Below are 25,721 nucleotides of genomic sequence, written 5' to 3' on the forward strand. Positions count from 1 at the left end.
CACAACGTTTTTGGAGGGATTCCAGCCCGAAAATACCACCACGGGGAATTACCACTGACTGGGAATTGTGGATTGCCGTCCGTGGAGCGGTTAGCAGCTGCCCGTCAGAGCCTCCGGGCCGACGATCACTCGAATCGCCTGCAAATTCAGGACACCCGGCATCGGTTGAAATACGCAGGCGCGACAGAGCCTGACCAAGCAAAAACCGCAGCGGCGAGCGCTGCGGTTTTCCGGAGTTTATTGGCGAGTCAGGAACGCGGACTTAATCCGGTTCGACTATCTGGTTTCGTCGTGATCGGGCGACGTATCGCCAGGAGATTCGATTGCCGTCGTCTCGCCTGAAGAATGCCCTTCGACCGGTGACGGATCAGGCTCCGGCGTCGCCCAGCTCGGTGTCTCAGCGATTGCCGGTGCGACCGGCTTGGGCTTGGGAGCACGCGGCTTGCGCGGCGGCTTCGGCGGCAGCGCGACCGGCGCTGGAGCTTCTGTCACAGCGGGCGCGGGCGCCGTGCTCGACAACAGCGTAGAAGGAACCTTCACTGACTTCTTGGCAGCTTTCTTCGGTGTTGCTTTCTTGGCGGCCTTTTTCGGCGCAGCCTTCTTCACTGCCTTCTTGGCGGGAGCTTTCTTCGGCGCCTTCTTGGCAGACTTCTTCGCGGCCTTCTTGACGGTCTTCTTGGTGGCTTTCTTGGCCGCCTTCTTCACCGTCTTCTTGGCTGATTTCTTCGCAGCCTTCTTGGCCGCTTTCTTCACAGCCTTCTTCGCGGATTTCTTGACTGACTTCTTGGAGGACTTCTTCGCGGGTTTCGCCGCCGTCAAAAGCTTCTTCTGCTTTTTCTTGTCCTTCTTCGACTTCTTGCCTTTAGCCATCGTGGTCCTCCTGTTGGCGCCGATCCAAAAGGGACCGGCGTTTCAAGTCTTCCGCGCCAGCGCGGGGCCAGTTTAACGCGGGGCCGTTGTCACAATTAGATCAGTTCAATCCTGGCCTGGGACCGCCTGTCGCCCAATCGAGTAGCTCAATCGTATGTACGACCGGGACTGAGGTCCCTCCGGCGATCTGAACCATGCAGCCGATGTTGCCGGCAGCGATGATATCCGGCTTGACCATCGCGATGTTGGCGACCTTTCGATCGCGCAACCGGCTCGCAATATCAGGCTGGAGAATGTTGTACGTCCCCGCCGAACCGCAACACAAATGGCTCTCTGGGATATCTTTCACCACGAATCCATTCTTGGAAAGCAATTCTTTGGGAGCCTGTGTGATTTTCTGCCCATGCTGCAGCGAACACGCCGAGTGATAGGCGACGACAAGGTCGCTTTGTTTGTCAGGCTTCGGCAGATCCATGGCGCTGACATACTCGCTGATATCCTTCGCCAGCGCAGAGACCTTGGCGGCCGGCGCGGCGAACTCAGGGTCCTCGCGCAGCATGAAGCCATAGTCCTTGATAACGGTTCCACAGCCGGACGCCGTGACCAGGATAGCGTCGAGACCGCCCCGGTCTGCCTCCCCGAGCCAGACGCCGATATTGGCCTTGGCCCGCGCCAGCGCATCCCCGTCGCGGCCGAGATGATGGGTCAGCGCACCGCAGCACTGTTCGTCCCGGACCAGCACGACCTCGACGCCATGGCGGGTCAAAAGGCTGATGGCGGCCTGGTTGATCCGCGGCGCCAGCACCTGCTGGGCGCAGCCCTGCAGGAGTGCGACCCGGCCACGGCGAGCGCCGATAGCGGGAAAAATGCTGCCACCCGATGGACCGGCGGCGGGTAACTGCTTCGGCGCCATCGTCAGCATCGCCTTCACGCGGCTAAGCAGGTTCGGGTTGGATTGCTTGCTGGTCGAGGGCAGCAGCGCCGCCAGCGGCCGCGCCAGCCGGGCCATTGTCATGCTCAGGCGAAACAGACCGGGGCGTGGCAGTACCCAGGCCAGCACGTCACGCAGCAATCGCTCGGAGAGCGGCCGGGTGTAGTCCTTCTCGATCTTGACCCGCGCCTGATCGACCAGATGCATGTAGTTCACGCCGGACGGGCAGGTCGTCATGCAGGCCAGACACGACAGGCAGCGGTCGATATGCTTGACCACCTCCTGAGTCGGCTTCTGGTCCTTTTCCAGCATCTCCTTGATCAGGTAGATGCGGCCGCGCGGACTATCGAGTTCGTCGCCGAGCAGCACATAGGTCGGACAGGTCGCCGTGCAGAATCCGCAATGCACGCATTTGCGCAGGATCTTGTCGGCCTCGGCAATATCCGGATCGGCCAGTTGGGTCGGAGTGAATTCGGTTTTCATGTCGCAAGTCTTTCAAGTACCAAGGCCACGCGACATCCGGCCGCGATTGAGAATGTTCTTTGGATCAAAGCTGTTACGCACACGCTCGCCGAGCGCCGCGATGCCTTTGGGCTGCGGATGAAACACATCAACGGCACGGCGCACATCTTCCGGCGCGCGGATCAGCGTCGCATGGCCACCGGCTGCATTGACCAGCTTGCGGAGCTGCGCTGCCTGCGCATCGGCCGATGGCGGTAGCGCCGCCCAGATTAACCCGCCGCCCCAGTCATAGATCACCTCGCCTTGCGAGCCCTTGGCGATGGCTTGGCCAAGTGCACCGCCGGATGCCGGCGGCGTCACGATGCGCCATACCGGCCACATCGCGCGCGGACCGCTGGCTGCGAATGGCGTCACGTCACGGACAGCCGCCCACAGCACCGCGGATGCAGCGTCTTCAAGTATCTCGGCCACGCCGAATGACTTCAGCGTCGTGCTCAGTGACACCGCACGCTGCGACGCAGACGCGGTGATGCCTTCAAGGCGGATCAGCGTCGCCGACTGGTCGGGCGACGCGATCTCGCCAAGCGCCCCCTGCGTGGTGCGCAGCGCCGAGCCCGGCAGATGCGCGGCACCTGAGACATCGAAGGGCGACCCCAACGCCGCGGTCATCGCCTTGTTGGCTGCGATATCATCGAGCCCGCGCAGCACCAGGGTGCGTTCGCTCTCTGCCCGCGGCATGACCTTGAGGGTCACCTCCGTCATCACGGACAGCGTGCCCCACGCGCCGGCGAGCAGCTTGCAGACATCGTAGCCGGTGACATTCTTCACCACCCGGCCGCCGGCCTTGTAGCTGTCGCCGAAGCCTGACACTGCATGCACGCCGAGCAGATGATCGCGCGCGCCGCCGGCCTGAATGCGCCGTGGCCCGGCGAGCCCGGCCGAGATCATGCCGCCGATGGTGCCCATATCCGGCGTGCCCAGGAGCTGTGACGTGTTCATCGGCTCGAACGAAAACTGCTGATTCTTGGAATCGATCAGCGACAGCACGTCGGCCATCGGCGCACCGGCCTGTACGGTGAGGATCAATTCGTTCGGCTCATAGGACGTCACCGCATTCAGCGCCGACAGATCGAGCACCGCATTGGTCGCAATGGGCTGGCCGACCATGCGCTTGCTGCCATGACCGATGATTTCCAGCGGCTGCTCGCTTGCAATTGCCGCGCGCACCGCCTGCTCGACGTCCTGAGCGTCTCTGACTTTCAAAATATCCACGGATGCGTCCAACTAAAATCGCGGCAGATCGGGAAACGCCAGCTTGCCGCCATGCACATGTACGCGGCCGAGTTCGGCGCAGCGGTGCAATGTCGGAAACACCTTGCCGGGATTGAGCAAGCCCTGCGCGTCGAAGGCGCATTTGATACGCTGCTGCTGATTGAGATCGACCTCGCTGAACATCTCCGGCATCAGGTCACGCTTCTCGATGCCGACGCCGTGCTCGCCGGTCAGCACGCCGCCGACCTCGACGCACAGCCTCAGAATATCTGCGCCGAAGTCTTCCGCGAGCTGCAACTCGCCGGGCTTGTTCGCATCGTACAGAATCAGCGGGTGCAGATTGCCATCGCCTGCATGAAACACATTGGCGACGCCGAGGCCGTATTTGGCAGACATCTCCTTCATGCGACGCAGGACGAGTGGCAATGCCGCACGCGGAATGGTGCCGTCCATGCAGAGATAGTCCGGCGAGATGCGGCCCACCGCGGGGAAGGCGGCCTTGCGGCCAGACCAGAATAGCAGGCGTTCCTGCTCGGAGGTCGAGATCTGACACGTCGTGGAGCCGCAGCCGAGCGCGATTGTCTCGACGCGCTTGATGAGTTCGTCGACCTCGACACCGGGGCCGTCGAGTTCGATGATGAGCAGTGCTTCGACATCGAGCGGATAACCGGCATGCACGAAGGCTTCCGCCGCGTGAATGGCGGGCTTGTCCATCATCTCCATGCCGCCGGGGATGATGCCGGCGCTGATGACATCGGCAACGCATTGGCCGGCCTGCTCGACCTCGGCAAAGCCGATCATCAGCGCACGCGCCGTTTCCGGCTTCTGCAAGATGCGCACGGTAATTTCGGTGATGACACCCAGCAGACCTTCGGAGCCGGTGATGATCCCCATCAGGTCGTAGCCCGATGTCTCCGCGGTCTTGCCGCCGACGCGAATGACTTCGCCCGACATCAACACGATCTCGCAGCCGAGCAGATTATTGGTGGTCATGCCGTATTTGAGGCTGTGCACGCCGCCGGAATTCTCCGCGACATTGCCGCCGATCGAACAGGCGATCTGGGACGACGGATCCGGCGCGTAGTAGAAGCCCGCATGTGCCACCGCCTGGCTGATGGCGAGATTGGTGACGCCGGGCTCGACGACGACGGCGCGGTTGTCGAAATCGATCTCGCGCACGCGCTTGAACTTGCCGAGACCAAGCAGTACCGCGTCGGCCAACGGCAGCGCGCCACCGGACAGCGACGTGCCCGAACCGCGCGGCACCACCTTGATGCCGTTCTCGTGACAATATTTCAGAACTTTGGAGACTTGCTCAGTCGTGTCGGGCAACACGACGACCATCGGCGGCTGGCGATAGGCCATCAGCCCATCCGACTCATAGGGGAGCATTTCGGCCGCGCTGGAGATCACCCCCTCGCCCGGCACCAGTTTTCGCAATGCAGCGATAATGGCCTCGCGCCTTGCGAGGACAGCCTGATCCGCCGCCGGCATCATGATGGTCATTGAACGCGCACTCCCGAAGATCGCAGCGATCACTCGGCTGCTTTGCCATGAATCAACCACGTCCGTGTGGCTTTGGGTAGCTTACCAAAGCATGACGCGTCGCATGGTGCCGGAACGCGCGGCAGCCGCCATCGCACTTGTGGACTACTCGGAGCGTGTGCAACAAACTAAGCTGGAAAGCCAACCAACAAAAAGAGCCATCCATGAAGTCTGTCACTTTCGGCGCCCTGATCGTCCTTGCCGCCTCGACCGCCTCCTCCTTCGCACTTGCACAGGACGTCGCCGCCGGGAAATCCTCCTTCAACAAGTGCCTCGCCTGCCACGCCGTTGGCGAAAACGCCAAGAACAAGGTCGGTCCGGAACTCAACGGGTTGAACGGCCGCAAATCCGGCGTCGCCGAGGGCTATTCCTATTCGGACGCCAACAAGAATTCCGGCATTACCTGGGATGAAGCGACGTTCAAGGAATACATCAAGGACCCGAAGGCCAAGATTCCGGGCACCAAGATGGCCTTTGCCGGCATCAAGAAGGAGTCCGAGGTCAACGACCTGTGGGCCTTCCTCGCGCAGTTCGACAAGGACGGCAAAATCAAGCCGTAAGCGCTGAAGCCTTTTGGTTTGGCGCGTTTTCTTGATGCGAACCGGTGCCCACTGCGCTTGAAAACGCGCTAGGCGCCGGCCGCCATCTTGGTCGGAAGCACGGCCTGCACCACAAGCCCGCGGGCGCGGGCATCCATCACGCCGACGGCGCGCAGGGCCAGCAGCGTGACGGTCTGCACCGCGTCGCGCAGCTTGGCTTGATCTTCGAGATTGTCAGGCGCCATCGGCCCGACCAGCGCTTCATGCAACGCGCCGAGCAGTGCGGCGGCTGCGAGCGCCGTGTCCTGCGCTGGCAAATGACCGGCGCGAATAGCGGCCGCAATGCGGGATTCGATTTCGCCGGCGATCTCGCGGCGGCTGGCCAGTCGCGACTCCGTCACATCGACTTCGACCGGCTCGGCCAGGATGCCCCACGACAATTTGCGGTGAGAAACGACATGCACGGCGACCGTGGTCACCGCAGCGGCGAGCGCCGATGACGGACCCGGCGCGGCATCCGCAGCCCGGCGGATCGCGGCGAGTTCGTCGCGCGAGACGTCAGCGATGAGTTCGGAAATCAGGTCGGCCTTGGACGGGAAATACCGATAAACCGTGCCCGCCGCGACATTGGCGCGAACCGCAACCGGCGCAATCTGAACCGCCGCCATACCACCTTCGGCACAGGTTTCGCGTGCTGCCGCCAGAATGGCGCTGCGCCGCGCCGCAAGCCGCTTCACGACTTGATGGGTCCGTCGGTAAACCATGAGCGTCTCATCCCCGGCACCCCTTGGCCAACCTGACGGCTGTCACAAATAAGGTGCGTAACTTCAAGGTTTTGAGCGAACTTCGAGGTGCTCGCGATAAGAACTGAACACTAGTTCAGACTCGTTGACAAGGTGTTTTGCGCATAGCGGGATTCAACTTTTCGGGTAGACCTAGCCGCCAAAACCGAGCGCGCGGGCGGCCGCGGCTACCGCCATGCCGGTGATGACGGCAATGAAGTCGTTGCGGCGGATGATGGTCACCGCCATCGCGGCGAGGATCGCGAAAACCACGACCGGCCCGCCATTGACGGCCACGGGCAGCGCGGCGGCGACGATGATCGAGCCCGGCAATGCATCGAGCATCCGCCGCACCCGCGGCGTGACGTTGACGTAGCCCATCAGCCAGTAGCCTCCGAGGCGCGAGGCCACCGTGACCGCGGTCATGACCGCGAAGGCGATCATCACGTCGCTGCGCAAAAATTCCGTCATGCGGACACACCCGCCGGATGCTGCGGTTCGGGTTCGTCCATGAGCCCGGCACTGATCGCTCCCGATAGCGCGCCGGCGATGATGAACCACCAGCCCGGCACCAACCAATGCACCGCGAGAGCAATGACGCCCGACACGACCCAAGGAATGGCACGGCGGGGGCCCTTCCAGGCGGGCACCAGCATCGCGGCATAGAAGGCCGGCATCACCAGATCGACGCCATACTTTCTCGGGTCAGTGAGTTGTTCGGCCAGCAGGAAACCGGGGATGGCCGAAAACAGCCAGGTAAAATACAGCACGATACCGCCGCCGAGATAGAACGACGCATCGGCCCCACCATGATCGCGATAGCGCATTGCTGCGAGCCAGCCGCCATCAGTGACCAAGAGCATCGACGGATAGGCCTGCCACGCGGGCAACGTGCCGAACCACGGGCGCAATGTCGCGCTCATCAGGAAGAAGCGGATGTTCACGGTGAGCGTCAGCAGCGCCAGCGTCGCGATCGCGCCCGGCGTCAAAACATAAGGCCATGACTGCACCGCAACAAACTGTGACAAGCCGCCATAGACCGTCGCCATCATCACTTCGACTTCGGCAAGCGTGAGGTTCTTCTGCGCACACAGCGCACCGAATGCCATGCCGAAAGCGAGCGTGCCGGGCAGCATCGGGCCGATGGCAATGATGCCGGGCACGATAGCGGCCTTCGACCAATAGGCTGGCGCTTTCGGGATGTGGCTGGAATGCATCGACTGATCCGCGTGACGCCCGCAGGCCAATCATGCCTGCGGGCATCACGCGATCAGGTCAAGCGATGCGGATTCATATGCGCCATGCAGCGGCGGATATGAGACCAAAGACTACTCCCAGTTCAGCGCGCCACCATTCTGGTATTCGATCACCCGGGTCTCAAAGAAGTTCTTCTCCTTCTTCAGGTCCATGGCTTCCGACATCCACGGGAACGGATTTTCCGTCTCAACGAACACCGGCGCGAGACCGATCTGGGCGCAGCGGCGGTTGGCGATGAAGTGCATATAGGTCTCGCACAGTGCCGCGTTCAGCCCGAGAAAACCGCGCGGCATGGTGTCTCGCCCATAGGCCGCCTCGAGCTCGGCCGCGGTGCGGATCATGTCGCGGATTTCCTCCTGGAACGCTTTGGTCCAGAGGTGCGGATTCTCGATCTTGATCTGGTTGATGACGTCGATGCCGAAATTCAGGTGGATCGATTCATCGCGCAGGATGTACTGATACTGTTCGGCGATCCCGACCATCTTGTTGCGGCGGCCGAGCGACAGGATCTGCGCAAAGCCCGTATAAAACCACATGCCTTCGAAGATCACATAGAACGCCACGAGATCGCGCATGAAGGCCTGATCGGTCTCCGGCGTGCCGGTCTTGAAGTCGGGATCGTCGAGATGCTGGGTGTGCTTGAGCGCCCAGGCGGCCTTCTCGGTGATCGACGGCACCTCGCGATACATGTTGAACAGCTCGCCCTCATCGAGGCCGAGACTCTCGACGATGTACTGGAAGGTGTGCGTATGCACCGCCTCCTCGAACGACTGCCGCAGCAGATATTGCCGGCATTCCGGATTGGTGAGGTGACGATAGATCGCCAGCACGATATTGTTGGCGACGAGACTCTCTGACGCGGCGAAGAAACCGAGATTGCGCTTGATGGCGCGGCGTTCGTCTTCGGTGAGGCCGTCACGCGACTTCCACAGTGCGATATCGGCCTGCATCGAGACTTCGGTGGGCATCCAGTGATTGTTGCAGCCGGCGAGATACTTCTCCCACGCCCATTTGTATTTCAGCGGCAACAGCTGATTGACGTCCGCGCGGCAGTTGATCATGCGCTTCTCGTCCACCGAGACGCGGCCGCCGGAGCGATCGATGGTGCCGAGGCCGGTGGCGTCGGTGGGAGATTGCGGGATCGGGATGAAGGCGGGGGTTTTGGGAGCGGATGAGGTATCGGACCAGTCGAGCATGGGTGTTCCTTGCGTATTTGTTCGGCCCTCATGGTGAGGAGCCCGCTTCTTCAGCGGGCGTCTCGAACCATGAGCGTGGGGCCATCCTTCGAGACGCGGCCAAGAAGCCGCTCCTCAGGATGAGGTCAGTGTGTTTGGCGCACCCTTACTGGCACGCCTCGCATTCGGGGTTGTCGATCGAGCATGCCATCGCGACATTCAGCTCCGGCGCCGTGACGGAAGACTGAACGAGGATCGGCGCACCTGCTGTCTTCGCTGCTGCGCCTGTTGCCGACACCGCGTTGAGCTTCCCGTCGGTACCCTTCAGCGTCGACTTCTCCACATGCGTGGCGCTGCGCGAGCGCAGGTAGTAGGTGGTCTTCAATCCCAGCGTCCAGGCCAGACGGTAAAGCTGATCGAGCTTCTTGCCGGATGGATTGGCGATGTAGAGATTGAGCGACTGCGCCTGATCGATCCATTTCTGCCGGCGCGAGGCCGCCTCGATCAGCCACGCGCTGTCGATTTCGAACGAGGTCGCATACAGCGCCTTGAGATCGTCGGGTACGCGGTCGATCGATCCGACGCTGCCGTCGAAATATTTCAGGTCGGAGACCATCACCTCGTCCCACAGGCCCCTCTTTTTCAGATCGTGCACGAGGAAGGCGTTCACCACCGTGAAATCGCCTGACATGTTCGATTTGACATAGAGGTTCTGATAGGCCGGCTCGATCGACTGCGCGACGCCGCAGATATTGGAGATCGTCGCTGTCGGCGCAATCGCCATCACGTTGGAATTGCGCATGCCGGTGGACTTCACGCGGTCACGCAGGCCGTTCCAGTCGAGCGTGGTCGAGCGATCCATCTGCACGCCGCCGCGTGCCTCCGCGAGTATCTCGATGGAGTCGATCGGCAGGATGCCGCGGCTCCACAGCGATCCCTCAAAGGACGGATAGCGGCCGCGCTCGGCGGCGAGATCCACCGATGCCGAGATGGAATGGAAGGCAATCGCTTCCATGCTGGTGTCGGCAAACGCCACGGCCGCATCCGACGCCATCGCGATACCCTGCGCCTGCAGTGCATCCTGAAAGCCCATCAGACCCAGACCCACCGGACGATGCTTGAGGTTCGAGCGGCGCGCTTCCGGGATGGTGTAGAAATTGATGTCGATGACATTGTCGAGCATCCGCATCGCCGTGGTCACGGTGCGCTTGAGCTGCGCGTGGTCGAGACCATCCTTGCCTATATGATTGAGCAGGTTGACCGAGCCGAGATTGCAGACCGCCACTTCGTCGTCCGAGGTGTTCAGCGTGATCTCGGTACAAAGGTTCGATGAGTGAATCACGCCGGCATGCTGCTGCGGCGAGCGCAGATTGCACGGGTCCTTGAAGGTGATCCAGGGATGGCCGGTCTCGAACACCATGGTCAGCATGCGGCGCCACAGGTCAGTTGCGCGCACTTTCTTGAACACGCGGATCTCTCCACGCGCGGCCTTTTCTTCGTAAGCCGCGTAACGCTCCGCGAATGGCTTGCCATAGAGATCATGCAGTTCCGGCGTCTCGTCGGGCGAGAACAGCGTCCATTCGCCATCGGCCTCGACGCGCTGCATGAACAGGTCTGGCACCCAATTGGCGGTGTTCATATCGTGGGTGCGGCGGCGGTCGTCGCCGGTGTTCTTGCGGAGATCGAGAAACTCCTCGATGTCGATGTGCCAGGTCTCGAGATAGGCGCAGACTGCGCCCTTGCGCTTGCCGCCCTGATTGACGGCGATGGCCGTATCGTTGGCGACCTTCAGGAACGGCACCACGCCCTGGCTCTCGCCATTGGTGCCCTTGATGTGGGCGCCGAGGCCGCGCACACGCGTCCAGTCATTGCCGAGACCGCCGGAATATTTCGCCAGCAGCGCATTGTCCTTCACCGACTTGAAGATGCCGTCGAGATCGTCCGCGACCGTGGTGAGGAAGCAAGATGACAGTTGCGGGCGCTGGGTGCCGGAATTGAACAGCGTCGGCGTCGAGGCCATGAAGTCGAACGACGACAACAGATTGTAGAATTCGATGGCGCGGGCTTCGCGGTCGATCTCGCGCAGCGCGAGGCCCATGGCAACGCGCATGAAGAAGGCCTGCGGCAGTTCGATGCGATTGCCCTGCACATGCAGGAAGTAGCGGTCATAGAGCGTCTGCAATCCCAGGAACTGGAACTGAAGGTCCCCTTCCGGCTTCAGCGCTGCCGAGATTCGCTTGAGATCGAAGCGCGCGAGTTCGGGATCGAGCAGCTCGGCCGCAATGCCGGTCTTGATATAGGCGCCGAAATATTCGGCGTAGCGCGTGGTCATGTCAGCCTGCGACGCGTGGGTCGGGCTGCCATGAACGAAGGACAGGACTTCCGTGCGCAGTTTGTCGAGCAGCAGGCGGGCGCTGACAAAGGTGTAGTTCGGCTCCTGCTCCACCAACGTGCGCGCGGCCATGATGCCAGCCAGTGCCAGCTCATCCAGCGTGATGCCGTCATAGAGATTGCGGCGGGTTTCCTCGAGCACCGGGGCGGCATCGACGCCGTCAAGGCCGGCGCAGGCCTCGTTGACGATCAGCGCCAGACGCGCCGAATCGAGCGGGGCGCGGGTGCCGTTGGCGAGCATGACATGCAGCACCGGTGCGGTGGAAACCAGCGCCGGCTTCGCCGCCAGTTCCTCCGCGCGGGTGCGAGCGCGCTCCTCGCGGTACAGCACATAGGCGCGGGCCACCTTGTGGTGCTCGCTGCGCATCAGCGCCAGTTCGACCTGATCCTGGACGTCCTCGATATGGAAGGTGCGGCCTTCACCGACGCGGCGAGTCAGCGCCGCCACGACTTCGCCGGTCAGCTGTTCCACCGCCTCATGGACGCGGCGCGACGCCGCTGCCGTGTGGCCCTCGACGGCCAGAAAGGCCTTGGTCATCGCGACAGAAATCTTGCTGCCGTCGAAGGGCGACACCGTGCCGTTGCGCCGGATGATCTGCATCGAGGGTTCGCGCGCAGGCGCAGCGAGCGTTTCCGGCGAGAGTTGAATCAGCGGCGCATGAGCCGCATCGCGGCCGTTGGACAGAGCGGAAGAGGAAGTAGGCATCGGCAAGACCCCGTGTGATGCGTGTAGCAATGGGGGCTGGGGCCGAAAGGACGCTGCAAAATACACGGCGGAGATCCGCCGGCATTGCCTGCAAGCGACCGCTGGGACACCCCGCCCATGGACGTTCTGGTGTCGCGGCAGGTCTCCTGGCTCGCAGGTCAATGTCTGTTTTCAGCCTTCCCGATGCTTGCGCATCAGTGACTTCAATCGAAACAGACTCACTGCTTACAGTTGCGGGGGCAGCGCCGGCATATGACGCAAAACAGCGTCTTTACCGGCTTCCCTCTTAGCCACCAAGTCTTGCGACAGGGCGGACCGTGACGTCTACATTTGGTGTGACCCGCGGTGAAGTGTCAAGCGGGCATTGGCGCCGAACGCAACAAATTCGGTAGGGCTGTTGGTTCAGTGGACAACCGCTTGCGTGGCGGAAACCGCGGGGTCGTTGGCGGTTTCTGCACGATGCGATTCGTTGCCGCCGAGCACCGCGAAGCGCAGAACATCGTGATCAACCGATGGAGGATGCGATGCGCGACCTGATGACGACCACTGAAAGGATCAACTTCAGCGCTTTCGTAGAGCGAGCCGGTGCGCTCACGGCGTTCGAGACGAGGGATCAGATCGCCCGGCGCCGCCTCGACGAGATGCTGAACGAAGCGCTGATGGACAGCTTTCCTGCGAGCGATCCGATTTCTTCGCTGCAACTCGCCTGAGCAGAATCAGACCGCGCGAAAGCTGGCCCGATACTGGCTGGGCGTCAGGCCCAGCCGTCGCACGAAGACCTGACGCATATGTTCGGCGGTGGTGAAACCGGATTCATAGGCCACGACCTTGAGCGGCAGATCGCTGCCTTCGAGGCGGTTGCGTGCCGTGTCGATCCGGGCGCCCTCGACAAAATCTGCCGGCGTCATTTTGGTCTCGAGCTTGAACACCCGCGCGAAGGTGCGCGCGCTCATGCCCGCCACATCGGCCAGTTCATCCACGCTGTGTGCGTCACGCAGATGCGCCATCACATGGGCATGGACTCGCGCGATAGGCGAGTCCGGCTCGGCCGGCGGTACCAGATACGGACTGAATTGCGACTGGCCACCCTGGCGCTGCGCCACCACGACCAGACGCTTGGCCACAGCCAACGCAACGTCCGCGCCATGATCTTCCTGGACCAGCGCGAGACCCAGATCGATGCCTGCGGTGACGCCGGCTGACGTCACCAGCGCACCGTCACGACTGTAGATGCGATCGAACTCCACATGCGCTTTGGGAAAACGCAGCGCCAATAGCGGCGCGTTCTGCCAGTGCGTCGTCACCGTCTTGTCGTCAAGCAAGCCTGCATGGCCGAGCGCGAATGCCCCGGTGCAGACCGAGCCATAACGCTCCGCATGGAGCGCCGCATTGGCCAGCCACTCTGTAAGCTGCGGATCCGCCTCTGCCGTCGGCAGCCCAGGCCCGCCGGCCACCAGAACCAGATCCCAGGGCCTCTTCGCGTCACTGAACGCCAGATCCGCGGACATTCTCAGACCGTTCGATGCACGCAGCGGCGCGCAATCTGCAGCGACAAGTGTGATGTCGTAGCCGTCGCCCGGCGCGACGAAGCCATTGGCTTCCATGAACACATCGAGCGGACCGGCCACATCCAGCGACTGGACGCCGGGGAATATCGCGAGGGCAACGCTCTTCATGGTGAGGCTTCATTTCAACGGCGAGGACGGGCTCAAGTCATTCTGAATAGATAGTCGTCTTGCGGCAGGAAATCACGGGCGAATGGCAGCTTTGCGGGGTGCGGCGCGATTGCGAGGACACCGCCCGCCGGCGACAACGGACGTATCACAACAACCCTGCAAGGAGCATCCCATGAGCAAAACGATTGCCGGCATCAAAGTGCCCGACAGCGCCCTCGCCCGCCAGGTCGATCAGCTTGTGCGCGATACCGAAAGCGATCTTCTGTATCATCATTCCAATCGGGTTTTCCTGTTCGGTGCGCTCGCCGGGCAGCGCAAGGGTCTCAAGGTCGATTCCGAGTTACTTTATGTCGGCGCGATGTTTCACGATATGGGCCTGCAGGCGCCCTATGCGAGCAAGGATGAACGTTTCGAAGTCGATGGCGCAAATGCTGCCGCGGACTTTCTGCGCAGCCACAGGATCGATGAGCGCGACATCGACGATGTCTGGGACGCCATCGCACTTCACACGACACCGGGCATTCCCAAGCACAAACGGCCTGTCGTCGCGCTGGTGACCGCAGGCGTCGAGATGGACGTCCTGGGTCTGGAGTATGAGGCCTTCACCGAACACCAGCGCCACGAAGTGTGCACGTGCCATCCGCGTGGCCATGACTTCAAGAACGGGATCATCGATGCGTTCGCTGCGGGGACGATCCACAAGCCGGACACGACCTTTGGCAACGTGAAGGCTGACGTGCTCGACCTCCGCGACCCCACCTACAAGCGCGCGAATTTCTGCAGCATCATCCTGAACTCGGCGTGGAGCGAATAGACTCCCGCACGCGCATGGCGATCAACGCTGCCACCAGCAGCGTTGCGCCAAAGCCCGTGGGAGCGCCGAGAAATGGATAGGCGATCAGCAGCGCAGCAGCGAGACCGAGCACCGGCAGTTCGTGACGGCGAAAGCCTTCCGCGAGACCTATACGGGCGATGAAGCCGATGGCAATCGCAAGCACCATCACGTCGTACAGGAAAAGGTAGGGCGTCGTGAGCAAGGCGCCGACTGCCAGCGCAGCGGCTTTCAGTTCATAGCGCACGCTGCTGCGCCACAACGGCACCAGCACCGCTACGACGGCACCAATCATGATCCACTGGAACGTCCAGGCCAGCGGCTCGCTGCCGTCGAAATAGCGCACCAGTGCAAAGATGCTCTGCATCTTGCCCCATGGCGCGCGGCCTTCGGTGAGGAAGGCCTGCGAGAACATCGGCATCCAGTGAAAAAACGCCTGCCAGCTCTCCGTGCCGAAAGCGAGCCACGACACCGCGGCCAGCAGCACTGTGGTGATACCTGCGCTGACAAACGCCTTCCATTGTGACGCCGCGATCAGCATCAGCGGAAACAGAAATCCGTACTGCGGCTTGTAGCTGAGCAGGCCCAGACAGATCCCCGACAGGATCGGCCGGGTCGGCAGCAGCACCAGCATCCCGCCGATCAGCGCCGCGGTCAGAAATCCATTCTGCCCGACAAGGCCGTTGGTCATCACCACCGGAAAAGCCGCAGCCAGTAAAAGGCCGAAGGGACGACCGACGATCGCACGCATCGCCGCCAGATACGGCACGAAGCTGACCGCAGCCCAGCCGGCAAAAGCCACAGCATAAGGCAGCTTTGCGAGCAGTGCCGCGATGAACAGGAATGGCGGCGGATAGTGCCAGGCGAAATTGCCGGGATAGGTCTGACCGAGGACAGCGATCTGAACCTTTTTCTGGATGTCCCAATCATAGGCCCAGGCCGGATGACCATCGAGCACCAATCGCCCGGCAGACCACACATTGACGAAATCGGTGGGCGAGCTGAGGCCGTCTTCATAGATCCAGCCGCGACCGTAGAAGGTCGGGAAGAAGGCGAGATGCAGCATCGTCAGGATCGTGCAGACGATCAGCAGCGCCGGCGGAATTGCGCCACGCTCGGGTATCGAAGTCATCGTGAGTGGCGCTGGCATACGGTCCCCAATGCGCATCAAGGGCGCCGGGCGACAGTGCCGAGGGAAGTTTGAGGAAGGTTTAAGTGGGACGTGGTCGCCGAATCGGGCCTCGCTCCATTCGAGCTACAGATAATAAAAAAACGCGGCCTTTCGGCCGCGTTTTGCATGTTTACGTGTGTCGACTTTACGCCTGCGGCTGCGGCTCCAGGCCACCGTCCGGACGCGGGCGCGGCTTGCCAGCGGGAGGCACAGCCGAGGTACGCGGGCCCGACGGCTCCAGCACCGACTCGCGGTTCGGCTTCTTGCCGTTCAGCAAATCCGTGATCTCGTCGCCCGAGAGGGTTTCGAATTCGAGCAAGCCCTTGGCCAGCGTTTCGAGGTCATCGCGCTTCTCGGTGAGGATCTTGGTCGCTTCGTCATAGCCTTCGGCGACCAGACGCTTCACTTCGGAGTCGATCTTCTGCGCCGTGGATTCCGAGACCGCCTGGGTGCGGTTCATCTGCATGCCGAGGAAGACTTCGTCGTTGTTCTCGCCATACGACACCGTACCGAGTTCTTCCGACAGGCCCCAGCGCGTCACCATCATGCGAGCCAGCCGCGTGGCCTGCTCGATATCCGAGGACGCACCCGAGGTGACCTTGTTGCGGCCGAATATCAATTCTTCAGCAACGCGGCCACCCATCATGATGGCGAGGCGCGAGGTCATCTGCTCCAGGGACATCGACATCTTGTCGCGTTCCGGCAGCTGCATGACCATGCCGAGCGCACGGCCGCGCGGAATGATAGTCGCCTTGTGGATCGGGTCGGTGGCGACGACGTTGAGGCCGACGATGGCGTGGCCGCCCTCGTGATAGGCCGTCAGCATCTTCTCTTCCTCGGACATCACCAGCGACTTGCGCTCGGCGCCCATCATCACCTTATCCTTGGCCTCTTCGAACTCGCTCTGCGTCACCATGCGCTTGTTACGGCGCGCGGCAGTCAGTGCCGCCTCGTTGACGAGATTCATCAGGTCCGCGCCGGAGAAACCGGGCGTGCCGCGGGCAATGGTCTTGAGGTTGATATCCGGCGCCAGCGGCACCTTGCGGACATGGACCTTGAGGATCTGCTCGCGACCGACAACGTCCGGATTCGGTACCACGACCTGACGGTCGAAACGGCCGGGACGCAGCAGCGCGGGATCCAGCACGTCCGGACGGTTGGTGGCGGCGATCAGGATCACGCCTTCATTGGCCTCGAAGCCGTCCATCTCGACCAGCAACTGGTTGAGGGTCTGTTCGCGCTCGTCATTGCCGCCGCCGAGACCGGCGCCACGATGACGACCGACGGCGTCGATTTCGTCGATGAAGATGATGCAGGGCGCATTCTTCTTGGCCTGCTCGAACATGTCGCGCACACGGGATGCGCCGACGCCGACGAACATTTCGACGAAGTCCGAACCCGAAATGGTGAAGAACGGCACATTGGCTTCGCCCGCGACCGCACGCGCGATCAGCGTCTTACCGGTGCCGGGAGGGCCAACCAGCAGCACGCCGCGCGGGATACGTCCACCGAGGCGCTGATACTTGCCGGGGTCGCGCAGGAATTCGACGATCTCCTGCAGATCCTGCTTGGCCTCATCGACACCGGCGACGTCCTCGAAGGTGACGCGGCCATGCGCTTCCGTCAGCATCTTGGCGCGCGACTTGCCGAAGCCCATCGCCTTGCCGGCGCCGCCCTGCATCTGGCGCGACAGGAAGATCCACACGCCGATCAGCGCGATGAACGGCAGCCATGAGACGAGCAGCGACACGAACCACGGCACGTTGTCGCCCGGAGCCTTGGCGGTGATCGAGACCTTGGCGTCATACAGACGCTTGATCAGGGTCGGATCGCTCGGGGCATAGGTCTGGAAGCTGGAGCCGTTGGTGAAGGTGCCGTGAATCTCGGGACCCTGGATTACGACATCGCGGACGTGATTTTGATCAACTTCGGTGAGGAGCTGCGAGAACGAAATGTCCTGCGAGGCGGTGCGCTGACCAGGATTCTGGAAAAGCGTGAACAGCGCCAGCAGCAACAAAACGATAATGACCCAGAGGGCAAAATTGCGCAGGTTCGCGTTCATCGATCTTCCTTCGTCGCCGCGCGAAATCGCGGCCTTATTCCCTTGTGGGTCGCCACAAGGGTTCACCCTGGGTCGGTCGGATACAATCTAGGTGCGACCGAGGGCGCTGCCAAGGGAACTGGGATGGACTATTTAACGCATCTACGCGCATTTCCGGTTCAAATAATGGCGGTGTTTAGAGGGTTTTCCCACGGTGGTTAAGGTATTGTGGGCCAGCAGGCGCGTCTTTGCATTCAACCAACGCGGCGACGCCTGGGCGGCGCCGCAACGATTCTCAGGCGGTCCTGCGTCAGCGTGATCATGGCACCGGCGAGCGTCTGCTTCAGCAAAATACCTTTTCCGCCCAATCGCGTGGCCTGAACGATGGCGAATACAAGCGTTTCGACCTTGCCGAGCTCGGCCGGCCCTTCGTGCCCGACCTGATCGATCATCCGCAGCAACAATCGAACGCGAATTTCCTCAGCCAGCCCCGCAAATGCTCCCGCATCGATGGCTTCAGGCATCTTGCCCGGGCTGTGCAGCGCCAGAAACCGCTCTGCCCCGTCGACCATCAGTTCCAGCGCCGCATCAGCACGCCGCAGCCGCGTTGCCAGCCGGCCGAGGTTACGCGAATCGAAGCCCTCGAACGCCAGGGCCGGCATCAGAGCCCGCAGCCGCGGGCGGGTGTAGCTTGGATCGGAGTTACTGGGATCGGTCGCGAAGTCGATTTTCGCTTTGGTCAGTGTGGCAACAAGTTGCGCCTTCGCTATGTGTAAAAAGGGACGCGCGAGCTGGATACCGTCACGCTCGGTCAGCCGCGCCATACCCGCGAGGCCGGCGATGCCGCTGCCGCGCGCCATCCGCATGAGGAGGGTCTCAGCCTGGTCGTCACGGGTGTGCGCCGTGAGCACATGGGAGGCGCCGGCACTACGCGCGGCCTTGGCGAGCAACAGATAGCGCGCTTCGCGGGCCGCGGCAGGCATTCCGGTTTTCGGCTTGGCGCCAGTCCAGCGGAGAGTGCGGTGAGGAATATCGAGAGATGCCGCGAGCCGCTTCACGTCGCGGGCCTCGCGGGCCGCTTCCGGCCGCAAACCATGGTCGATGGTCACCGCAATAAGGTCGGGGCCGCGTTTGAGCGCACGCCGCCAACGCGCGGCGAGCCACATCAGGGCGACGGAATCAGGACCGCCGGACACGGCCAGGACCAATGCTGGCGCGGACGCCCAGTCAGCGAATAGCTGCTTCGCCATCTGGACCGAAATCGGCGACTGGTCGTCGTCGGACATGCGCGTCAGAACCGGTTGCGACCCAGCTGATTGTCCGGGTCGATTTGCCAGGGCGTGATCTTGTCCGAAAACCGGGCTCCACTTTTCGGGATCATGCCTTAGCACTTAACGCGTTTTTGCTCGCGGTCCACGCCCTGTTTCACGCCGGCCGAGGCACGGGGATATTTCCGTGTCACTTCACCGAAGGCGGCACAGGCCGCTTCCTTTTCCTTCAGCGCGGCCAGCGACTGGCCAAGCCGCAGCAAGGCATCGGGCGCCTTGGCGGAGGTGTCGTATTTCGTGGTCACGCCCAGGAATGTCTCGGCGGCATCGCGATATTTCTGGCGCTGGAAGAAGCTCTCGCCGAGCCAATACTGCGAATCCGCAATCATTGGATCGCCGGGATATTTCTGGGCGAAGTTGCGCATGGTCTCTTCGGCCAGCGCGTAATCACGACGCTGCATATAGCCGATGCCGAGATCGAACTCGTCCTTCGGGGTCGCGCCCGGCGGTAAGGTCGTCAGTGCTGGCGCTGCTCCGCCCGGGGCGGCATTGCCCAGCGGGAGCGGCTCGCCGGCCCCACGACCGCCCTGCGCACCGACCGGTGCGTTTGCGGGCATCGGCTGTTGGCCACCGCCGAGTGCACGCGGCACGCCCGGCGCGTTCGGGTTCGCATTGGGATCGAACGCATCGTTACGACGGCCAGCGCGAGGAGCTGGCGCGGGATCCTGAGCAATTGGTGCAGGAGCCGCGATCTGCGGCTGTTGCTGATTGTAACCGGGCTGCGGCGCCTGCTGCACCGGGGCGGCAGCGATATTGGGCCGGCCACCGGCAGCACCGGGAGGCGCACCGGCCGGGGCGCCGCCAGCCTGCAGCTGCCGAAGCTGATCTTCGAGCTGGCGGTTACGGAACTGCAGCTCCTCGTTCTGGCCGGTGAGCTGCCGCAGCTGGTTCTGCAACCGCTCGATCTGCAAGCCCTGATCGGCATCGTCGTCGCCCGACTGCTGGCCGTAGCCCTGCTGACGGGGAGCCGGTTGACCGAACAACTGCGCCCAAACCGGCGAAGCCGTGACGAGCAGCATGGAGACGAGTGCGGCGCCGGCGAGCGAATGAGATCTGGATGACATTTGAGCCTGAAAATGACCGGTTTCGCGCCCCATTGGCGCGCATCACGATGAGGATTTCACTACGCCAAAAATGTGACTTTCGACAGCGACAAAGGCGCCCGTTGAAAACAAAAACGGCGCCTGCCCCGGGGGCAGACGCCGTTTTGTTTGATATCAGACGTCGCTTACGCGCCGGCGTTCAGCACGGTGACCGCACGGCGGTTCTGCGACCAGCACGAGATGTCGTTACACACCGCGACCGGACGTTCCTTGCCGTAGGAGATGGTGCGCATCCGGCTGGCATCGATACCGCGCGAGGCCAGGAAGGTGCGAACCGACTGGGCACGGCGGGCGCCGAGCGCAATATTGTATTCGCGGGTGCCGCGCTCGTCCGCATGACCTTCGATGGTGAAGGAATAGCGGTTGTACTGCTGCAGCCACTGCGCCTGCTTGTCCAGGGTCGCGATCGCCTGCGGCGACAGTTCGGTCTGATCGCTCTCGAAGAACACGCGATCGCCGACATTGACGACGAAGTCCTGCTGGCTGCCCGGCGTGGCGGCATTGGCCATCGCGCCATCGGCACCCAAACCATTCTTGTTGGCGCAGGCGCCCATCGACAGCGCCACGGCCAGCACTGCAGCCAGTTTTAATCCCTGGAGGATACGCATCTGATGCTTCATTCCCGGAGCCTCCACGCTCACGCTTTACCCAACTGTCATTCGGTCTACAGGGCGTTGGTTAAGCGAACGTTCCGTCAACCTTGATGAGGTGTTGCCAAAACCGATCAAAAGCCACAGGCCGCGAAAAAGCAACGACGTGGTTAATGGTTGGCAAATGTGGCGCGACGGTGAAGGTTCTGGGAAAGCAGCTGGTTTTAGGCAGAATCCCGCTGCAGGGACTGCTGAGAAAGTCAGCAATGACCGACGACGGGACTGTCGCCCCCTTCCCCCTCAGGTGCGGGGCAACACTGCGGCCTGGGCGATATGGAACTCGGATGAATGGAGATCCGGCGCCAGGGGCTCGCTCTTGCGCTCGAACAGAGCCCGCTGCTCGAAGAGACTGGAGCGGAAATGTGGGTAGCGCATGAAAATGCGTTCGCGCACCGCGGCGTAGTCGGCCGCCATCAAGCATAGCGGCTTGGTCAGCGTCGGATAGGGCCGCGGCTCGCACATCGGCGTCTGTAGGAAAACCTTGCGATAGAACGCGCGATGCTCGGCGCGCACGGTCGCCGTCCCTATATCGGCTTTGAAATAGCCGCAGGCGACATAGCCCAGCCGAACCGTCATATAGGGCAGTTCAGGAAACTTGGTGCGGTTGTTCGGGTCGGCCACGAAGCGGTTCGGGTCGACGATGATCTTCCCTTTGTCCAGCTCGGGACGCAACAGATCTCCGAATGCATCGACGGCAGGCGTTTCCGGATTGTCCGGCGTCGCTACGCTGACGCGCAGCGAACTGGCGAGCTCGCCATCAACGAATATCCCAAAAGTCCATGAATTCGGCAAATCATCGAAACGGTCGGCGAGACGGCGATCCGCCCGAGGCTCGATGGCCCCCTCATGGAGATAGGCTCTATAGCGCAGGCTATAGATCGCCTCTTTCTCAGCTTCGGTTTCGGCAAGACGGTAGTCAACCCGGTCGAGAATATCGCTGCGCTTCGAAGCTTCAGTCGCTTGATCGGCCGAAGCCATCATTCCGTCTCCTACGCACCAACGCCATGACTACGCGAGTAAGGAAAGGTTAAAGCTTTCTTAAAAGTTGTCAAAGGTTCTGCCACAATGTGGTTAACCCTTTTGGCCTATTCGGCGCGCGAAACGAATGGAAATGGAAATTCGAGAGTGTGGCCCGCGGCTGGTCAGGCCGGTGCGCGCGTGGCCTCGACATTGGCGCCGGGCTCGATCACGCGACGTCCGTGGGACGCGTCCAGGAGCTGCCTGATCCGGGTCGCAGGCACCGGGCGGCTGAACAGATAGCCCTGCGCCTCGCTGATCGTGCCGTCGGCGCTGATCAGTTCGAGCTGCTCGTTGGTCTCGATGCCTTCGACGACAACAGTCATTCCCAGATCGGCACTGAGGCGCGCGACGCCGCGCAGCAGCGTCAACGGACGGTCCGTATCGATCCCTTCGAGGAATGAGCGATCGATCTTCACCTTCTGCAGCGGGAAATTGTGCAGATAGCTCAGGCTCGAATAGCCGGTACCGAAATCGTCGAGCGAAATCCGGCAACCTGCTGCGTGAAGCTGCGCGAGGGCATCGTGAGTCCACTGCGTATTACGCAGCAGCGACGATTCGGTAATCTCGATCTCGAGACGACGTGCAGGCAGCCCGGACACATCGAGGGCGTAGCGTACCTCGCTCAACACGTCGCGCTGATGAAACTGCTGCGACGAGAAGTTGACGGCGACGCTGACCGCGTCTGGCCACTTCATGCATTCGATACAGGCCTTGCGCAAAATCCAGCGGCCAAGATCGACGATCAGGCCCATGTCTTCTGCGACGGGAATGATATCGACCGGTGAAACAGTGCCGCGGATAGGATGATTCCAGCGCAGCAGCGCTTCGCAGGTCGAGATGCGTCCCGACTTCAGATTGACCAGCGGCTGGTAGTAAATCTCGAATTCTTCATTGGCGAGCGCCTGGCGCAGATCCAGTTCGAGCACGCGGCGCGCCTCGACCGTCTGGGCCATCTCGTCGCGGAAGAAGCAGAAGGTGCCACGGCCGGAGGCCTTCGCACGATACAACGCCATATCGGCGTTTTTCAAAAGGTTGTCAGCGCTGACGTCGGGTTCCGTCAACGCGATGCCGACGCTGGCGCCGATCTCGACCTGATGATTGTCGACCTCGTAGCGCTCACTGAGCCGTTCGACGATGCGACGCGCCAGATCGGCTGCATCATGATTTGTCTTGATGGCACGTTGGAACACGACAAATTCGTCACCGCCAAAACGAGCCACGAAGTCATCCGCGCGCAACATTTCGCGCAGCCGATCGGCGACCATGCACAACAGCTGATCGCCGCATGGATGACCAAGCGTATCGTTGACCTGCTTGAACTGATCGAGATCGACGAACAGCAGTGCCGACAGCGTGGATTGGTCCGAGCTCTTCAGCATGCGGCCGATTTCGTTCCGGAAACTGACCCGGTTCGGCAGCCCCGTCAATTCGTCGAAACGCGCCATGTGGCTGATACGCGCTTCGGAATTGCGGCGCTCGGTAATGTCTTCAAGCAGAACGACCGTGCCGCCGCCGACCATCGGCTGAAACTTCCACGACAATGCGCGTTCGCTCTCGTGGGCATGATCAAGGGTCGTGATTTCGGCCGCCTTCGAGCTTTCAATCTCGGTGATGATGGTCATCGCGCTGGCCGACGAAACCGTCCCCGCATTGACGCAGAGCGAAACGACTTCGCGAGCAGTCACGCCGCGCTGCACGAGATCCTCTGAAATCTCCATCATCGCAGTGAAGCGATTGTTGAGCACCGCCAACCGACCATCGGCGCCGAACATGCACAGGCCGTTGGGCATGTTGTTCAGCGCCGTATCGAACTGGCCGGCGATGGAGCCGACCCGCTCGGTGGCCAGCAGCGCCTTGACGTAGACGTCATGTAGACGAAGCGTGATCCGGCGCAGGCCGACAAAGAACAGGACGTTCAGAAACGCAAAGCCGATATAGTAGAAGTCACCGTGGATAATCAGCGCCAGCGCCATCGGACCGCACGCCAGCAGCACCTGCAACTGCGCGATCTTCGGACGGCCATAGGTTCGGCCGGCGCCGGCCGCGATATAGGCGACGGTCACTGCCGTACCCAGCATATGCGCGACCGGATCATCGCTGCCAAGCAAAACAACCCAACACCACAGGCCCAACGCGGCTGCATAGAGCGAGCCGCCAACCATGTAATTGAATTCCCAGCGGATCGCCTCGTCGGGCGTCAGCGCGGTCTCGCGCTTTTCATAGCGGCTAAGCTGAAGGGCCCGCAAAGCGCCAATGACGATGATCAGGGCGGCGCATGGCCACAGCAAAGGGTTGCCGGTCTTCACCGCAGTCATGACTGCGCCGGTCCCGGCGCAGACCGCACCGGCCAGCATCGGAATCGGGTTTTCGAACAAGGAATCGACGAGCGCCGTGTAGATCGACGGCGACATCGATTTGCTGTTCGTCCGGTTGTGGTCGGCGAGCTGCATCGGGCGTAAATGCGTCCTGTTCAGGCGCACATTGGTACCGGGTCCTGATGAAGTCTTTCTGAGGGAACATCGTTAGCGAACTGTTTACGCATTCGCATAAACAGCAAATCTGCTCGTGATTTCAGCGCGGTGGGCAAAGTTTGCCGGGAATAGCCGGTAATCCGCCCGTCGCCGCCAATCGTTTGTTTACGATAGCAACGGCGACCAGGCCGGATCGGACGCGAAGCCGGGCGTCGGGACCTTGAGTTCGTTACGACCCGAAACGTCGACCGTAAACAGGGACGGGCCCCCGCCCGTATCGCGGAAGAACATGATCACGCGGCCATTGGGCGCGAAGGTGGGACCCTCATTATGATAGCCGGACGTCAGCAGCCGTTCGCCGGACCCGTCGGGCTTCATGATGCCGATCGAGAACTGCCCGCCGCCCTGCTTGGTGAAGGCGATATAGTCGCCGCGCGGCGACCAGACCGGGGTCGAATAGCTGCCTTCGCCGAACGAGATGCGCTGGGCACCGCCGCCGGTGGCCGCCATCGTATAGATCTGCGGTTTGCCGCCGCGATCGGATTCGAAACAAATCCGTGCCCCGTCCGGCGAATAGGACGGCGAGGTATCGATCGCCGGCGTATCAGTCAGGCGCGTCGTCGACTTCGACCGCAGATCCATGACGAACAGGTTCGAATTGCCGCCCTGCTGCAGGCTCATGATGACACGCTGGCCATCCGGCGAGAAGCGCGGCGAGAACGACATGCCCGGGAAGTTGCCGACGACCTCGCGCTGACCCGTCTCGATGTTGAAGAGATAGACCTTGGGATCACCCTGGCCGAATTCCATATAGGTAATCTCTTGCGTGGACGGCGAGAACCGCGGTGTCAGCACCAGATCCGCCCCGCGCGTCAGGTAACGCACATTGGCACCATCCTGATCCATCAGGGCCAGTCGCTTGACGCGGCGCTCCTTGGAGCCCGTTTCGTCAACGAAGACCACGCGGCTATCGAAATAGCCTTTCTCGCCGGTCAGGCGCTCATAGATCTGGTCGGAAATGATGTGGGCGATACGACGCCAGTATTCCGGCGAGGTGAAATATTGCTGGCCAGCCAATTGCTGACCGGTGGCGACGTCCCACAGCCGGAATTCGGCCTTCAGGCGACCATCGCCCTGTCGGGTCATGCGGCCAGTGACCAGCGCCTGCGCATTGACGGTCTTCCAGTTCACGAAGTTCGGCGGCGCGTCAATATTGATGGCCTTCTCGACGAAGGCCGCCGGATCGATCGGCGCGAACAGGCCGCTGCGCTTCAGATTGTTGGTGATGACCTGGGAGACGCCGACGCTGACTTCGTTATCCGCACCGGTGCCGGCGGAGAAGTTCGGGATCGCGATCGGCAGCGGCGCGACATTGCCTTCCGTGATCTGCACGCGCGCCTGCCCGAAGGCGGTTCGCGCACTGGTGCCCATCAGCAGACCTGTCGCCGCCATTCCTGTGATGATCTGTCGGCGGCTCGGGCGAAACAACATCGGGGGCA

At 62.0% G+C, this 25,721-nt stretch carries 21 protein-coding genes and 1 riboswitch; of the genes, 3 read left to right on the forward strand and 18 right to left on the reverse strand.

The features are described from left to right. Nucleotides 1-276 precede the first annotated feature (276 nt). The 4 genes from AB7951_RS22480 to AB7951_RS22495 form a co-directional block, all read right to left on the reverse strand. The gene (locus AB7951_RS22480; RefSeq protein ID WP_089261941.1) at nucleotides 277-870 is read right to left on the reverse strand and encodes a hypothetical protein; all 594 of its coding nucleotides are present in this window, start codon (nucleotides 868-870) and stop codon (nucleotides 277-279) included. A 100-nt stretch (nucleotides 871-970) separates the two neighbouring features. Next, the gene (gene glcF, locus AB7951_RS22485; protein WP_439062293.1) at nucleotides 971-2,284 is read right to left on the reverse strand and encodes a glycolate oxidase subunit GlcF; all 1,314 of its coding nucleotides are present in this window, start codon (nucleotides 2,282-2,284) and stop codon (nucleotides 971-973) included. 12 nt (nucleotides 2,285-2,296) lie between these two features. Beyond that, entirely contained in the window at nucleotides 2,297-3,535 is a 1,239-nt protein-coding gene (locus AB7951_RS22490; RefSeq protein WP_309947146.1) for an FAD-binding protein, read from the reverse strand. Nucleotides 3,536-3,547: 12 nt separating this feature from the next. Then, nucleotides 3,548-5,041, reverse strand: a complete 1,494-nt coding sequence (locus tag AB7951_RS22495) for an FAD-linked oxidase C-terminal domain-containing protein (RefSeq protein WP_439062292.1) — start codon at nucleotides 5,039-5,041, stop codon at nucleotides 3,548-3,550. A gap of 203 nt (nucleotides 5,042-5,244) precedes the next feature. On the opposite strand from AB7951_RS22495, the gene cycA reads away from it, so the two are divergent. Beyond that, nucleotides 5,245-5,640 carry a cytochrome c-550 CycA gene (gene cycA, locus AB7951_RS22500; RefSeq protein ID WP_439062291.1) on the forward strand — a complete coding sequence of 132 codons (396 nt, stop codon included), beginning with the start codon at nucleotides 5,245-5,247 and terminating at the stop codon, nucleotides 5,638-5,640. 68 nt (nucleotides 5,641-5,708) lie between these two features. Here the strand turns inward: cycA and AB7951_RS22505 are convergent, their stop codons facing one another. The 5 genes from AB7951_RS22505 to AB7951_RS22525 form a co-directional block, all read right to left on the reverse strand. After that, nucleotides 5,709-6,383: a TetR/AcrR family transcriptional regulator gene (locus tag AB7951_RS22505; RefSeq protein ID WP_092139147.1), complete on the reverse strand. Its 675-nt coding sequence runs from the start codon at nucleotides 6,381-6,383 to the stop codon at nucleotides 5,709-5,711. Nucleotides 6,384-6,554: 171 nt separating this feature from the next. Beyond that, entirely contained in the window at nucleotides 6,555-6,872 is a 318-nt protein-coding gene (locus tag AB7951_RS22510) for an AzlD family protein (RefSeq protein ID WP_068733575.1), read from the reverse strand. Further along, complete coding sequence (locus AB7951_RS22515) at nucleotides 6,869-7,618, reverse strand: AzlC family ABC transporter permease (RefSeq protein ID WP_439062290.1); 750 nt, start codon at nucleotides 7,616-7,618, stop codon at nucleotides 6,869-6,871. The genes AB7951_RS22510 and AB7951_RS22515 overlap by 4 nt, the downstream gene beginning before the upstream one ends. 111 nt (nucleotides 7,619-7,729) lie before the next feature. After that, complete coding sequence (locus AB7951_RS22520; RefSeq protein ID WP_120288541.1) at nucleotides 7,730-8,854, reverse strand: ribonucleotide-diphosphate reductase subunit beta; 1,125 nt, start codon at nucleotides 8,852-8,854, stop codon at nucleotides 7,730-7,732. Nucleotides 8,855-8,999: 145 nt separating this feature from the next. Continuing rightward, the gene (locus AB7951_RS22525; protein ID WP_439062288.1) at nucleotides 9,000-11,930 is read right to left on the reverse strand and encodes a ribonucleoside-diphosphate reductase subunit alpha; all 2,931 of its coding nucleotides are present in this window, start codon (nucleotides 11,928-11,930) and stop codon (nucleotides 9,000-9,002) included. Between the two features lie 119 nt (nucleotides 11,931-12,049). Next, a riboswitch (cobalamin riboswitch) is annotated at nucleotides 12,050-12,265 on the reverse strand. A gap of 189 nt (nucleotides 12,266-12,454) precedes the next feature. Between AB7951_RS22525 and AB7951_RS22530 the strand changes: the two genes are divergently transcribed. Beyond that, nucleotides 12,455-12,640, forward strand: a complete 186-nt coding sequence (locus AB7951_RS22530) for a hypothetical protein (RefSeq protein ID WP_439062287.1) — start codon at nucleotides 12,455-12,457, stop codon at nucleotides 12,638-12,640. Between the two features lie 6 nt (nucleotides 12,641-12,646). Here the strand turns inward: AB7951_RS22530 and AB7951_RS22535 are convergent, their stop codons facing one another. Further along, entirely contained in the window at nucleotides 12,647-13,606 is a 960-nt protein-coding gene (locus AB7951_RS22535) for a GlxA family transcriptional regulator (protein ID WP_439062286.1), read from the reverse strand. Nucleotides 13,607-13,778: 172 nt separating this feature from the next. On the opposite strand from AB7951_RS22535, the gene AB7951_RS22540 reads away from it, so the two are divergent. After that, nucleotides 13,779-14,420 (forward strand): HD domain-containing protein, encoded by a 642-nt coding sequence (locus tag AB7951_RS22540; RefSeq protein WP_439066177.1) that lies wholly within the window; start codon nucleotides 13,779-13,781, stop codon nucleotides 14,418-14,420. Here the strand turns inward: AB7951_RS22540 and AB7951_RS22545 are convergent. The 8 genes from AB7951_RS22545 to tolB form a co-directional block, all read right to left on the reverse strand. Beyond that, complete coding sequence (locus AB7951_RS22545; RefSeq protein ID WP_441256044.1) at nucleotides 14,392-15,570, reverse strand: glycosyltransferase 87 family protein; 1,179 nt, start codon at nucleotides 15,568-15,570, stop codon at nucleotides 14,392-14,394. The two genes, AB7951_RS22540 and AB7951_RS22545, sit on opposite strands and share 29 nt — an antisense overlap. A 184-nt stretch (nucleotides 15,571-15,754) precedes the next feature. Further along, nucleotides 15,755-17,671, reverse strand: a complete 1,917-nt coding sequence (gene ftsH, locus AB7951_RS22550; protein WP_093759402.1) for an ATP-dependent zinc metalloprotease FtsH — start codon at nucleotides 17,669-17,671, stop codon at nucleotides 15,755-15,757. Between the two features lie 233 nt (nucleotides 17,672-17,904). Next, nucleotides 17,905-18,936, reverse strand: a complete 1,032-nt coding sequence (tilS, locus tag AB7951_RS22555; RefSeq protein ID WP_439062283.1) for a tRNA lysidine(34) synthetase TilS — start codon at nucleotides 18,934-18,936, stop codon at nucleotides 17,905-17,907. A gap of 98 nt (nucleotides 18,937-19,034) precedes the next feature. Continuing rightward, nucleotides 19,035-20,042 carry a tol-pal system protein YbgF gene (ybgF, locus tag AB7951_RS22560; RefSeq protein WP_439062282.1) on the reverse strand — a complete coding sequence of 336 codons (1,008 nt, stop codon included), beginning with the start codon at nucleotides 20,040-20,042 and terminating at the stop codon, nucleotides 19,035-19,037. A 164-nt stretch (nucleotides 20,043-20,206) separates the two neighbouring features. After that, nucleotides 20,207-20,701 carry a peptidoglycan-associated lipoprotein Pal gene (pal, locus tag AB7951_RS22565; protein WP_068733555.1) on the reverse strand — a complete coding sequence of 165 codons (495 nt, stop codon included), beginning with the start codon at nucleotides 20,699-20,701 and terminating at the stop codon, nucleotides 20,207-20,209. A 270-nt stretch (nucleotides 20,702-20,971) separates the two neighbouring features. After that, nucleotides 20,972-21,712: an N-acyl amino acid synthase FeeM domain-containing protein gene (locus AB7951_RS22570; RefSeq protein ID WP_374725695.1), complete on the reverse strand. Its 741-nt coding sequence runs from the start codon at nucleotides 21,710-21,712 to the stop codon at nucleotides 20,972-20,974. Between the two features lie 161 nt (nucleotides 21,713-21,873). After that, a complete protein-coding gene (locus AB7951_RS22575) occupies nucleotides 21,874-24,201 on the reverse strand; it encodes a putative bifunctional diguanylate cyclase/phosphodiesterase (RefSeq protein ID WP_439062281.1) in 2,328 nt (775 codons plus the stop codon). A 186-nt stretch (nucleotides 24,202-24,387) separates the two neighbouring features. Next, complete coding sequence (gene tolB, locus AB7951_RS22580; protein ID WP_093760005.1) at nucleotides 24,388-25,713, reverse strand: Tol-Pal system beta propeller repeat protein TolB; 1,326 nt, start codon at nucleotides 25,711-25,713, stop codon at nucleotides 24,388-24,390. Nucleotides 25,714-25,721 lie beyond the last annotated feature (8 nt).

It is taken from the genome of Tardiphaga sp. 285_C5_N1_2 (genome assembly GCF_052076065.1).
Taxonomy (GTDB): Bacteria; Pseudomonadota; Alphaproteobacteria; order Rhizobiales; family Xanthobacteraceae; genus Tardiphaga; species Tardiphaga robiniae.

Coding starts and splice junctions, on each gene's coding strand:
- ftsH (WP_093759402.1), bottom strand. CDS start 17,671: ATGAACGCGAACCTGCGCAATTTTGCCCTCTGGGTCATTATCGTTTTG.
- AB7951_RS22515 (WP_439062290.1), bottom strand. CDS start 7,618: ATGCATTCCAGCCACATCCCGAAAGCGCCAGCCTATTGGTCGAAGGCC.
- AB7951_RS22575 (WP_439062281.1), bottom strand. CDS start 24,201: ATGCAGCTCGCCGACCACAACCGGACGAACAGCAAATCGATGTCGCCG.
- AB7951_RS22495 (WP_439062292.1), bottom strand. CDS start 5,041: ATGACCATCATGATGCCGGCGGCGGATCAGGCTGTCCTCGCAAGGCGC.
- AB7951_RS22570 (WP_374725695.1), bottom strand. CDS start 21,712: ATGATGGCTTCGGCCGATCAAGCGACTGAAGCTTCGAAGCGCAGCGAT.
- AB7951_RS22545 (WP_441256044.1), bottom strand. CDS start 15,570: ATGACTTCGATACCCGAGCGTGGCGCAATTCCGCCGGCGCTGCTGATC.
- AB7951_RS22530 (WP_439062287.1), top strand. CDS start 12,455: ATGCGCGACCTGATGACGACCACTGAAAGGATCAACTTCAGCGCTTTC.
- AB7951_RS22480 (WP_089261941.1), bottom strand. CDS start 870: ATGGCTAAAGGCAAGAAGTCGAAGAAGGACAAGAAAAAGCAGAAGAAG.
- glcF (WP_439062293.1), bottom strand. CDS start 2,284: ATGAAAACCGAATTCACTCCGACCCAACTGGCCGATCCGGATATTGCC.
- cycA (WP_439062291.1), top strand. CDS start 5,245: ATGAAGTCTGTCACTTTCGGCGCCCTGATCGTCCTTGCCGCCTCGACC.
- AB7951_RS22535 (WP_439062286.1), bottom strand. CDS start 13,606: ATGAAGAGCGTTGCCCTCGCGATATTCCCCGGCGTCCAGTCGCTGGAT.
- AB7951_RS22505 (WP_092139147.1), bottom strand. CDS start 6,383: ATGGTTTACCGACGGACCCATCAAGTCGTGAAGCGGCTTGCGGCGCGG.
- tilS (WP_439062283.1), bottom strand. CDS start 18,936: ATGTCCGACGACGACCAGTCGCCGATTTCGGTCCAGATGGCGAAGCAG.
- AB7951_RS22510 (WP_068733575.1), bottom strand. CDS start 6,872: ATGACGGAATTTTTGCGCAGCGACGTGATGATCGCCTTCGCGGTCATG.
- AB7951_RS22520 (WP_120288541.1), bottom strand. CDS start 8,854: ATGCTCGACTGGTCCGATACCTCATCCGCTCCCAAAACCCCCGCCTTC.
- AB7951_RS22540 (WP_439066177.1), top strand. CDS start 13,779: ATGAGCAAAACGATTGCCGGCATCAAAGTGCCCGACAGCGCCCTCGCC.
- tolB (WP_093760005.1), bottom strand. CDS start 25,713: ATGTTGTTTCGCCCGAGCCGCCGACAGATCATCACAGGAATGGCGGCG.
- pal (WP_068733555.1), bottom strand. CDS start 20,701: ATGAAGCATCAGATGCGTATCCTCCAGGGATTAAAACTGGCTGCAGTG.
- AB7951_RS22525 (WP_439062288.1), bottom strand. CDS start 11,930: ATGCCTACTTCCTCTTCCGCTCTGTCCAACGGCCGCGATGCGGCTCAT.
- ybgF (WP_439062282.1), bottom strand. CDS start 20,042: ATGTCATCCAGATCTCATTCGCTCGCCGGCGCCGCACTCGTCTCCATG.